Annotated in this window: 10 protein-coding genes and 1 pseudogene; 8 read left to right on the top strand and 3 right to left on the bottom strand. The window is 60.3% G+C overall.

Going from position 1 to position 9905, the window contains the following annotated elements:
* Positions 1 to 162 precede the first annotated feature (162 nt).
* Positions 163 to 1401 (bottom strand): acyl-CoA dehydrogenase family protein, encoded by a 1239-nt coding sequence (locus E0F99_RS26270; RefSeq protein WP_083357674.1) that lies wholly within the window; start codon positions 1399 to 1401, stop codon positions 163 to 165.
* A gap of 272 nt (positions 1402 to 1673) precedes the next feature.
* On the opposite strand from E0F99_RS26270, the gene E0F99_RS26265 reads away from it, so the two are divergent.
* From E0F99_RS26265 to E0F99_RS26255, 3 genes are all read left to right on the top strand, one after another.
* Positions 1674 to 2597 (top strand): ABC transporter substrate-binding protein, encoded by a 924-nt coding sequence (locus E0F99_RS26265; protein WP_083357675.1) that lies wholly within the window; start codon positions 1674 to 1676, stop codon positions 2595 to 2597.
* 138 nt (positions 2598 to 2735) lie between these two features.
* Positions 2736 to 3038: a type II toxin-antitoxin system RelE/ParE family toxin gene (locus E0F99_RS26260; protein WP_083357676.1), complete on the top strand. Its 303-nt coding sequence runs from the start codon at positions 2736 to 2738 to the stop codon at positions 3036 to 3038.
* A gap of 1 nt (position 3039) precedes the next feature.
* Positions 3040 to 3420: an addiction module antidote protein gene (locus E0F99_RS26255; protein WP_083357677.1), complete on the top strand. Its 381-nt coding sequence runs from the start codon at positions 3040 to 3042 to the stop codon at positions 3418 to 3420.
* A gap of 157 nt (positions 3421 to 3577) precedes the next feature.
* Here E0F99_RS26255 and gudD read toward each other — a convergent pair whose 3' ends face one another.
* Both gudD and E0F99_RS26245 read right to left on the bottom strand, forming a co-directional pair.
* Positions 3578 to 4903: a glucarate dehydratase gene (gudD, locus tag E0F99_RS26250; protein ID WP_083357678.1), complete on the bottom strand. Its 1326-nt coding sequence runs from the start codon at positions 4901 to 4903 to the stop codon at positions 3578 to 3580.
* Between the two features lie 19 nt (positions 4904 to 4922).
* Positions 4923 to 6284, bottom strand: coding sequence for an MFS transporter (locus E0F99_RS26245; protein WP_083357679.1), 1362 nt, complete (start codon positions 6282 to 6284; stop codon positions 4923 to 4925).
* A 350-nt stretch (positions 6285 to 6634) separates the two neighbouring features.
* On the opposite strand from E0F99_RS26245, the gene E0F99_RS26240 reads away from it, so the two are divergent.
* The 5 genes and pseudogenes from E0F99_RS26240 to E0F99_RS26225 form a co-directional block, all read left to right on the top strand.
* Positions 6635 to 7345, top strand: coding sequence for a FadR/GntR family transcriptional regulator (locus E0F99_RS26240; protein ID WP_083357680.1), 711 nt, complete (start codon positions 6635 to 6637; stop codon positions 7343 to 7345).
* Positions 7346 to 7369: 24 nt separating this feature from the next.
* Positions 7370 to 8065: a tRNA (adenine(22)-N(1))-methyltransferase gene (locus tag E0F99_RS26235; protein ID WP_083357681.1), complete on the top strand. Its 696-nt coding sequence runs from the start codon at positions 7370 to 7372 to the stop codon at positions 8063 to 8065.
* Between the two features lie 101 nt (positions 8066 to 8166).
* Positions 8167 to 8484: a hypothetical protein gene (locus E0F99_RS30680; protein WP_232000139.1), complete on the top strand. Its 318-nt coding sequence runs from the start codon at positions 8167 to 8169 to the stop codon at positions 8482 to 8484.
* Positions 8477 to 9379, top strand: a complete 903-nt coding sequence (locus E0F99_RS26230; protein ID WP_232000140.1) for a DUF1444 family protein — start codon at positions 8477 to 8479, stop codon at positions 9377 to 9379. Before E0F99_RS30680 ends, E0F99_RS26230 begins: the two co-directional genes overlap by 8 nt.
* Before the next feature lie 323 nt (positions 9380 to 9702).
* Positions 9703 to 9905: pseudogene (locus tag E0F99_RS26225) on the top strand (ATP phosphoribosyltransferase regulatory subunit); the annotation flags it as partial.

Genomic DNA, 9905 nt, shown 5'->3' with positions numbered 1-9905 from the left:
CACGGCAGTGACCTTTTCGCACCCTCGCTGAAGCTCAACAGCTCCCACATTTGGCCTTGGGGGGGGGCTGGATCATTGTGTTGTCAGCCGCTCGGCCGATGCCTTAAACGCCCGCTCGGACCCCAATCCCCGACTCGGCAACACTGTTCCAGTGTTGTTTCATCAAGCTTTGGCCACACCCACCCGCCACTGCGCCGGCGGCAGCAAGCCATTCACCAGGTAATTGCCGACGATCCGCGACTTGTACACCCGTGGATTATGGTTCGCCAACGTGCGCGCATTGCGCCATAGCCGGTCCAGCGCTTTGTTGCTGGCCGTGGCACTGGCGCCCAGCGCATCAAACAGTGCGGTGGTCGCCGCGAGTGTCGCATCCACTACCGGGTTCACCGCCAGGCACACTTCCAATTCCGCCAATGCCACCTGCGGATCGTCGTCATGCAACGGCTGGTCGTGGGCGATCACATACTGCGCCGTGTGTTCCAGGCGTTGCGCCGCTTGTTGGGTGATGGCGTGTGCGGCGTAGGCCTGGCTGGCGACTTCGCCGATGACTTGCAGCAGTTGCACGTCTTGCGCTGCGGTATCGGCGTTGCCGGTGGTGAAGGTCCGGGCGCGCTGGCTGAGCTCTTGCGCACCACTCAGCGCCGCACGGCGGGCGATGCCGGCGAGGGTGCTGAGGTGGTAGATCTGGTAGAAGGATTGGCCGTAGCCGAAGCGTTGGTGGGTGGGGCGCAGGTCGTCTTCCACCGGGGCATTGTTAAAGAGGCAGGTGCCGCTGGCGGTGAGGCGTTGGCCGAAGCCGTTCCAGTCATCGATGATCTGCACGCCGGGGGCCTTGAGGTCGACGACCACGCTGTAGACCGTGCCGTCTTCGCCGGTGGCGACGGTGTTGATCAGGTCGCTGTAGAGCGCGCCGGTGGTGTAGAACTTTTTGCCGCTGATGCGCAGGGTGCCGTCCGCATCGCGGTGCAGGCGGGTTTCGAAGTCGCCGCGGGTCTGGGTGCCGACTTCGGTGCTGCCTGGGGAGAGCAGGGCGCCTTGGCCGAGTCGCTCGAGCCACTTGGCGCGCCAGTCGAGGTCTTTGGCGCAGAGTACGTCCTCGCAAAAACCAAAATGCCCGCGCAGGGCCTGGGTGATATTGGAGTCGGCGGCGGACAGCTCTGTGAGCAGCGCGAGCAGTTCAGCGAAGGTTGCGTCCTGGCCGCCGTAACTGGCGGGCAAGCGCCAGCGCGGCAAGCCCAGCGCGTTCAGTTGCTGGATGACGGGCGCCAGGCTGGCGCGAGTCTGATCAGCCTCAGCGGCGTGCGCAAGGATGTGGGCAAAGAGTGGGCGAAACGGTGCGGCCAGTTGTTCATAACGGGCCGAGGGCGCAGCGCCCCAGATATTCAACGCGGGAATCGACATGCAATGGACCTTGCAGAAAGTGGCTCAGGTGCTGGGGTCCAGTGGTCTGGTGACGCCACCCTAACCCAGGGGTGGCAAAGTTTTTAATACGAAAAATAGCTATCGAACTGCGCAACGGTTCTATCGATAGTGCGCAACAGTATTAAACCCCGCGCTTTTATTGCGTTAGCTTCTACGGGCGCCACACTCGGCGACCTTCAAACCCCTTTTCTCATCACCAGACTGCACGCCCACAGATGGTTGAGTCAGCCCTCAACTGTGTGGATTTCTTCATGATCAATCGTCGAAACGTGCTCGTCCTGCTGGGCCTGGCTACTCTTGCACTGCATGGCAGTTCGGTAGGCGCGGCAGAGCCGCTGACCCTGGTGGTGGGCGACCAATTCTTCTCCAACCGCATCGTGCTGGAGCTGTCGGGTGAGTTGAAAGACTTGCCGTATAAAATCGATTTCAAGCGCTTCAACACCGGCTCCCCGGTGGCCTCGGCGGTCGCCAGCGGCGCGCTGGACGTGGGCATTGTCGGCGACACGCCGGTGATCGGCCTGGCCGCCAATGGCGCGCCAGTGAAGGTGGTCGCCAGCACCCAGACCAGCCTCGATGGCGTAGGCATCGTGGCACGCAAAGGCATCCAGTCGGTGGCCGATCTCAAAGGCAAAACCGTGGCGATCTGGAACGGTTCGTGGAGCCAGCAACTGGCGTACAAAGCCCTGGACGAAGCGGGCGTGCCGCGCAGCAGCGTGACCTTCAAATACCTGCTGCCGGCCGAAGCCAGCCTGGCGCTGACCCAGGGCGACATCGATGCCTTCGGCACCTGGGAACCCTACGTGTCGCTGCAGGAGAAAGAGGGCAGCACGCTGATTCGCAACGCCAAGGGCCTGATGAGCGCGCCGACCTACATCGTTGCGTATGAACCGGCGCTGGCGCAAAAAGGCGCAATCATCAAAGACTTTGTCGCGCGTCTCACCCGCGCTCGCGTGTGGAGCAACAGCCATGTCGATGAGTACGCCGAGGCGTGGTCGAAGGCCAACCAGTCGGCGCCGGAGATTGCCAGGGTGTGGTTCAAGCGTGACGCGATCAAGGTGCTGCCGATCTCGCCGACGATTGTCAGCGAGGCCCAGGCCACGGCGGATTTCCTGGTGGATGCGCAGATGCTCAAGCAACGGTATGACGTGACGCCGTTGTTTGATCGGGCGCTTTAAACGTGAAGGAAACAAGCGCTAATAGTATCGACAGCTTGATTATGCGGGGGCAGGGGTAGGGGTTTTGTTCCGGATCGCGCCGGAACAAAAAATTAACTCGCATCGGCAAGGAGTAGCCAGTAGGCTACATGTGAATCTGTGACTAACTTGATCGGCAGGACGCCGGAGTTCGATACAGGGCTCGACGGTATGAAGGATATTTGGGGCAAAACGGCTGTGTTGGCGCGTTTGGACCGCGCCGAAGACAACAACTTTGGTGATTGCGAGCCCGTCGGTGAAGGCCTGAGTGAAATGCGTGTTTTTGTCGGGCCCGGCCGCAGGATCTACTTTGTGCGCACTGGTATCACCGCTTACCTGATGCTTTGGGGCAGCGATAAAACCGACCAGACGCGAGGAATCAATCGGGCAAAAGAGATCCTCGATGCCCTGAGAGGTCAATGAAATGAGCGAATCGAAATTCAAACCCGAGGACATGCCGATCCTCGACCTTGATACATCCGGCACCAGTGTCTATGAGGCCTCGCGCTTTCTCGACAGCCCTGAAACCATCAGCGCTTACCTGGCGCAAAGCATGAAGTCGCAAGACCCGCAGGTGCTCATGAAGGCGCTTGCCGAGGTCGTTAAAGCCCAAGGTGTGAACAAGGTTGCCGAGGCGGCGGGGGTTAATCGGGAGAGCCTATACAAGACGCTCAAAGGCGGCTCGAAAACGCGCTATGAGACGGTCCAGAAGCTGATGCTGGCGTTAGGGGTTGAGCTCACTGTACAGCCGTTGGCTGTCAATCAGGCGGCAAGGGCTAAGTCGGCAGTCGTCGGTAAGCCCTGATCAGCGATAACAACGCCGATCAAATGTGGGAGCTGTCGAGCTTCAGCTCGGCTGCGAAGACGGCGGCACAGCCAATGGCTATATCGCCTGAACCACTGCTTTCGCAGCCTCGCTAAAGCTCGACAGCTCCCACATTGACCTACGTTGCCCTTAAGCCTTAGCGCACCAGGCAAGGCTGCTTGTTATTGAAGCGCCACCCCGGAACCAAGAACTGCATCGCCACGCTGTCATCCCGCGCCCCAAGGCCCATACCTTTGTAGACTTCATGGGCTTTCGCCACGGCGTCCATATCGATCTCAACGCCCAGCCCGGGCTTGGTGGGCACCTTGACGTAGCCGCCGTCGATTTTCAGCGGCTCTTTGGTCAGGTGCTGGCCGTCCTGCCAGATCCAGTGGGTGTCGATGGCGGTGATTTCCCCCGGTGCGGCGGCCGCGACCTGGGTAAACATCGCCAGGGAAATATCGAAGTGGTTGTTGGAGTGTGAGCCCCAGGTCAGGCCCCATTCATTGCACATCTGCGCAACGCGCACCGAGCCTTGCATCGTCCAGAAGTGTGGGTCGGCCAGCGGAATGTCCACCGATTGCAGTTGGATCGCGTGGCCCATTTCGCGCCAGTCGGTGGCGATCATGTTGGTCGCGGTTTTCAGGCCCGTGGCACGGCGGAATTCAGCCATGACTTCGCGGCCCGAGTAGCCGTTTTCTGCGCCACACGGGTCTTCGGCATAGGCGAGTACGTGGTGTTGGTCGCGGCACAGGCGGATGGCTTCTTTGAGTGACCACGCGCCGTTCGGGTCGAGGGTGATGCGCGCATCCGGGAAGCGTTCGGCCAGGGCGGTGACCGCTTCGATTTCTTCATCGCCACTCAAGACGCCGCCTTTGAGTTTGAAGTCATTGAAGCCATATTTGGCCTTGGCGGCTTCGGCCAGGCGCACCACGGATTCGGCAGTCATGGCTTGCTCATGACGCAAGCGGAACCAGTCGTCATCGGCGTCAGCCTCGTTGCGATAGGCCAGGTCAGTGGCTGTGCGGTCGCCGACGTAGAACAGGTAACCGAGCATTTTCACCGCATCGCGCTGCTGCCCTTCGCCGAGCAGGGCCGCCACCGGCACGTCGAGGAATTGCCCGAGCAGGTCGAGCAGGGCGGCTTCCATGGCGGTGACGGCATGAATGGTGATGCGCAGGTCAAAGGTTTGCAGGCCTCGCCCGGCGGCGTCGCGAGAGGCAAAGGTGCTGCGCATCTGGTTGAGGATGCGCTGGTACTGGCCGATAGGCTGGCCGACCACCAGGCTACGCGCGTCTTCCAGGGTTTCGCGGATGCGTTCACCGCCGGGTACTTCGCCCACACCGGTATTGCCGCTGCTGTCTTTGAGAATCACGATATTGCGGGTAAAGAACGGCCCATGGGCGCCGCTCAGGTTGAGCAGCATGCTGTCGTGGCCTGCCACCGGGATGACGTGGAAATGGGTGACTACGGGAGTGTTCATGGCAAGTTCCTAAATAGGCTCAAAGAGGTTTGCTGATGGCGGCGCCCGTCGGCACAGCGCTTGGCGAGGCCAGCACGGCAGCGGGCGAAGTCTTGGCAAAGAACACCAGGATCGCCGCCAGCACCGAGGTGCCGGCCAGGCCATAGAGGCCGCCCTGGATCGAACCGGTGGTTTGTTCCAGGAAACCAAAGGTGGTCGGCGCGACGAAGCCGCCCAGGTTGCCGATGGAGTTGATCAACGCGATCACGGCGGCGGCGATGCGCACATCCAGGTAGCCCTGGGGGATTGGCCAAAACAGTGACGAGGCGGACTTGAAACCGATGGCTGCAAAGCAGATCGCCACAAAGGCGAAAATCGGCCCGCCGGTGGTGGACATGAACATGCCCGCGGCGGCAATCAACAGCGCGGCGGCGACCCAGGCCTGTTGGGACTTGAACTTGCCCGACAGTGATGCGAAGGCGTACATGGCGATGATCGAGATCAGCCATGGGATCGAGTTGAAGAACCCGACCTGCACGTCGCTCAGGTCGCCCATCTTTTTGATGATGCTCGGCAGCCAGAACGTCGCGGCGTAAATCGTCAGCTGGATGCAGAAGTACAGGGCGCAGAACAGTAGGATCTGGCGGTCTTTGAGCAGCTTGCCGAGGGTCGGTTTGACCGTGGTCAGCGCTTCGCGCTCGCGCTGTTCCTGGTCGATGGCGCCGACCAAGGTGTCCTGTTCCTCGCGGGTCAGCCATTTGGCGTCGTGGGGTTTGGAGTCGAGCCAGAACCACACAAAGAACCCCAGCGCCACGGAGGCCAGGCCCTCGATGGCGAACATCCATTGCCAGCCGTGGAAGCCGAAGCCTTCGATCTGCAACAGCACGCCCGACAATGGGCCGCAAATCAGTGACGCGACCGCCGAACCACTCAGGAAGATCGCAATGGCTTTACCGCGCTCCACGCCAGGCAACCAGCGGGTGAAGTAATAGATCACACCCGGGAAGAACCCGGCTTCGGCCACGCCGAGCAGAAAGCGCAGGACGTAGAACTGGGTTTCGTTCTGGATGAACGCCATCAAGGTCGCGACGATGCCCCAGGTGAACATGATGCGGGTCAGCCAGATACGCGCGCCGACCTTTTGCAGCAGCAGGTTGGAGGGCACTTCGAACAGCGCGTAGCCAATGAAGAACAGCCCGGCACCCAGGCCGTAGGCCGCCGCGCCGATGCCCAGGTCATGCTCCATGTGCGTGCGCACAAAGCCGATATTGACCCGGTCGATGTAGTTGAGGATGAACATGATCACGAACAGTGGGAGCACATGGCCCTTCACTTTGCTCACGGCACGCGCGAGGACGGAATCACTGTGTGGAGCGACAGATGCATGGCTTGAATTGTTCACAATTCAAAACTCCCCCTGATTATTTTTATGCGGGTTTGCGTGTTTTGTTGATAGACATCATACAAGTTGTTTTTTGTGCTGCGCAATGTGGGGCGGTGTGTATTTGTTCTTATAAACACGATGGTTGAATAGCTATTTTGGTTATTTGCTCAGTGTTTGCCTGGGTTTGTTGATGTTTAAGGCATGTTGATGGAGCCTGAATATCCCCGCCAGAGCGATCACGGCATGCAGTGGGTGATGGGTTGTTCAGATTGGTTGTCATACAAGTAGAGCGTTTTTTCAATCAACCCAGCGTCGCCGCCAAGCGCGGTGTTAAGCTCCCTCCAGCCCAACCCCGTGGACCCCTCGCGATGCCCATTGAAAACGGAACCCTTGTCCGTCGACGTTCCAACAACCTGGCCCAAGGCGTGGTCGATACGCTGACCCAGCGCATCCTGCTCGGCCAGCTCAAGCCCGGCGAAAAACTGCCGTCCGAATCCACCATCGTGCTTGAGCACGGTGTGAGCCGGACGGTGGTGCGCGAAGCCATCTCCAAGTTGCAGGCGTCAGGTTTGGTCGAGACGCGCCACGGCATCGGCACCTTTGTGCTGGCGCAACACGCCCAGCAAGGCTTGCGCTTGCATGTGGACACGGTCGCCAGCGTGCGCAACATGCTCGAGCTGCGCCTGGGCCTGGAAGTACAAGCCGTGGCACTGGCCGCCCTGCGCAGGTCTGAGGAACAACTGGCGCGCATGCGCGAAGCGCTGGACGACTACCAAGCTTCGCTGGCCAACAACGACAGCTGCGTGGAAGAAGACCAACGCTTTCATCAGCTGATCGCCGAGGCCACCGGCAATACCTTCTTCACCGAAATCATGCTGCACCTGGGCAGTGCGATGATCCCGCGCACCCAGGTCAAAGGCGCCGAGCGCGGCGGCGCGGACTTCGCCAAGCTGGGGCAATTGGCGAACCTGGAGCATGAGGCGATCTTCAATGCGATCAAGCGCCAGGACCCGGACGCCGCACGGGCGGCCATGGTGTTGCACCTGACCAACAGCCGGGATCGTTTTTCGGGTGAGTAATGTTGTGCTGATAAGGAACAAACGTTGAACGAACACACATTGTCCATGCGCCTGGAGCGCGTGGCGGCAAACGTGCCGGCGGGTGCGCGCCTGGCCGATATCGGCTCGGACCACGGCTACCTGCCCGTGGCATTGATGCGCCGTGGCGTGATCGCGGCAGCGGTGGCGGGGGAGGTGGCGACCACGCCCTTTCACGCGGCTGAACGCACCGTGCGTGACAACGGCCTGGCGCAGCACATCAGCGTGCGCCTGGCGGATGGTCTGGCGGCGATCAAGCCTTGTGATGGAATCACCGCGATCAGCCTCTGCGGTATGGGCGGCGAGACCATCCGCGACATCCTCGACAGCGGCAAAGCGTACCTGAGCGGCCAGGAACGCCTGATCCTGCAACCCAACGGCGGCGAGCAACCGCTGCGCCAATGGTTAATGGGCAACGGCTACCGCATCCTGCTTGAAGAGCTGCTGCAGGAGAATCGCTTCTATTACGAAATCATCGTCGCCGAGCGTGCTACGCCTGTGACCTACACCGATGAGGAGCTGTACTTCGGCCCCCTGCAAATGCAGGCGCGCAGCCCTGTGTTCCTGGCCAAATGGCAACGCATGCTGCGCCAGAAGCACAAGACCCTGGCCAGTTTCGAGCAGGCGCGCCAGGCAGTGCCGCAGGCGAAGGTGCTAGAGATTGAGCAGCAGGCGCGGTGGATTACGCAGTTGCTGGCTTGAACCGGTAACAGTGAACGGGGTCACACAACCCAGACCGGCGCTTTACCCGGTCTCTTGCACCGCCCATGATGGACGGCTCGCACTCATGGAGGACTTTGCGCATGTTTGGCTCCCTGTTGAACACACTCTTCAATCGCCCCCTGACCGAAGACGCATTCGCTGAGAAATTCATCAAGGCTGCTCGTGATGCCGGTTTCAGCGAACCTCTTGAGTACGTGCCTAAAGAGTTCCGTCTCAAACACGGCGACGGCGGCTACTTCAACCTGCACAACGCATTCAGTGATTATCAGAGTGCCGACAAGGCGCACAAATCTGATGTGTTGAAGGGTTATGTATCGACACTGCTCGGCTACAAAACGCAAGCGCCGCAAAGCTTTGAAGACGTCAAGCCGCTGTTACGCCCGGTGATTCGTGCTTGAGGAAGTGCGCCTGCATCACGTGCGTACCGAAGGCTGGGACGCGCCTTACACCGCTGTTCACCAGACCTTGGGCAAAGACTGCGTGACCTTGCTGGCAGTGGACTACCCCGAGACCACCTCCACCCTCACCGAGGGGCCGAAGGAAAACTGGGGCGTGAGCCTGGACGAGGCGCTGGCAGTGGCCGTGGGCAACCTGCGCGAAGCAACCCAGGAGGCGTTTGATGAAATTGTGCCCGGTCTCTACGTCGGCCGCTGGAATGACGGCTACGACACCAGCCGCGTGCTGCTGCCGGATGTCCTGCAGCGTGCGGCCATCAAAGGCCGCCCGGTGTTCATGATCCCGACTCGCGACATCCTCATGGTGACCGGTGACAAGGATGAAGAAGGCATTCGGCATATGGTCGAGGTCAGCTTCAAGGCCATGGAAAGCGGGCGTGCCGTTTCCAGCCAGGTGTACACCTACGACGATCAACGGATCGTGCCTTTTATCAGCCAGGATGCAGCACTCCTTGAGCGCATGGCGAGCCTCGAACACATGCTGCTGCAAGGCAATTACCACGCGCAGAAAGAGCAGCTCGACACGATCCATGAAGAGCAGAAGATCGACGTGTTTGTAGCGACCTACAAGCTGTTCGAGTTGAAGGACAGCAACGGCAAGACTTTCTCGATGTGCAGTTGGACAGAAACCGTCGACACCTTGCTGCCCAAGACCGACCGCGTGGCGTTGGTGCAGATCCAGCCTGACGGCACCGCCCAGACCCAAGTGGTCGAATGGGATGAACTTGAAACCAAGCTGGGTGATTTGCTGGCACCGGCGAGCCTGTACCCAACGCGCTATCGTACGCTGGGTTTTCCGACGGCTGCACAGTTGAGCCAGTTGACGCCGTTGGTTTAACGGCGGCTTGTAATGCGTCGTCTGACTGTGCAAGGATCGCCCATGACTCAATTTTCGCAAAGCAACCGCCACCACCACGGACCTTGCCCAAGGTGCCGCGGTTGCTTGCGCTCACTGATTGACCAGAACCTCTGATCACTCAATGAACCCCCACCCAAGGCGCCCACGGCGCCTTTTTTATTGCCTGTAAATAATGGAGATACAACACATGACTATGCTACGTGGAACCCGAATAGTGACGGGTAAAGAAGCCGCAGCGATGCGTGAGATAGAGGGCCGTTTTCGGAGCTATCTTCATCGAAGCGGGCGCTGAAGAAGCCATCGTGCCGGCCCTGTGGGGCCAGGACACGTTTATCGAAAAAGCCGGCGGCAGTGAAATCATCGGGCAGATGTGGGCCTTCGATGACAAGGCGGGCCGACCCTGCTGCCTGATCCCGGAAGCCACTGCGCTGTTCCAGGAGCGCAACGCGCAGTTACTGGGCGGGCGAGAGATGGCGATGTTTTTCTACGTGGCGCGGGGTTACCG

It is taken from the genome of Pseudomonas antarctica, from assembly GCF_900624995.1.
GTDB lineage: Bacteria > Pseudomonadota > Gammaproteobacteria > Pseudomonadales > Pseudomonadaceae > Aquipseudomonas > Aquipseudomonas antarctica.
Note: the sequence above shows the minus strand (reverse complement) of the source record. Positions and strands in the feature narration are given on the sequence as shown.

Coding starts and splice junctions, on each gene's coding strand:
- E0F99_RS26270 (WP_083357674.1), bottom strand. CDS start 1,401: ATGTCGATTCCCGCGTTGAATATCTGGGGCGCTGCGCCCTCGGCCCGT.
- E0F99_RS26265 (WP_083357675.1), top strand. CDS start 1,674: ATGATCAATCGTCGAAACGTGCTCGTCCTGCTGGGCCTGGCTACTCTT.
- E0F99_RS26255 (WP_083357677.1), top strand. CDS start 3,040: ATGAGCGAATCGAAATTCAAACCCGAGGACATGCCGATCCTCGACCTT.
- gudD (WP_083357678.1), bottom strand. CDS start 4,903: ATGAACACTCCCGTAGTCACCCATTTCCACGTCATCCCGGTGGCAGGC.
- E0F99_RS26240 (WP_083357680.1), top strand. CDS start 6,635: ATGCCCATTGAAAACGGAACCCTTGTCCGTCGACGTTCCAACAACCTG.
- E0F99_RS30680 (WP_232000139.1), top strand. CDS start 8,167: ATGTTTGGCTCCCTGTTGAACACACTCTTCAATCGCCCCCTGACCGAA.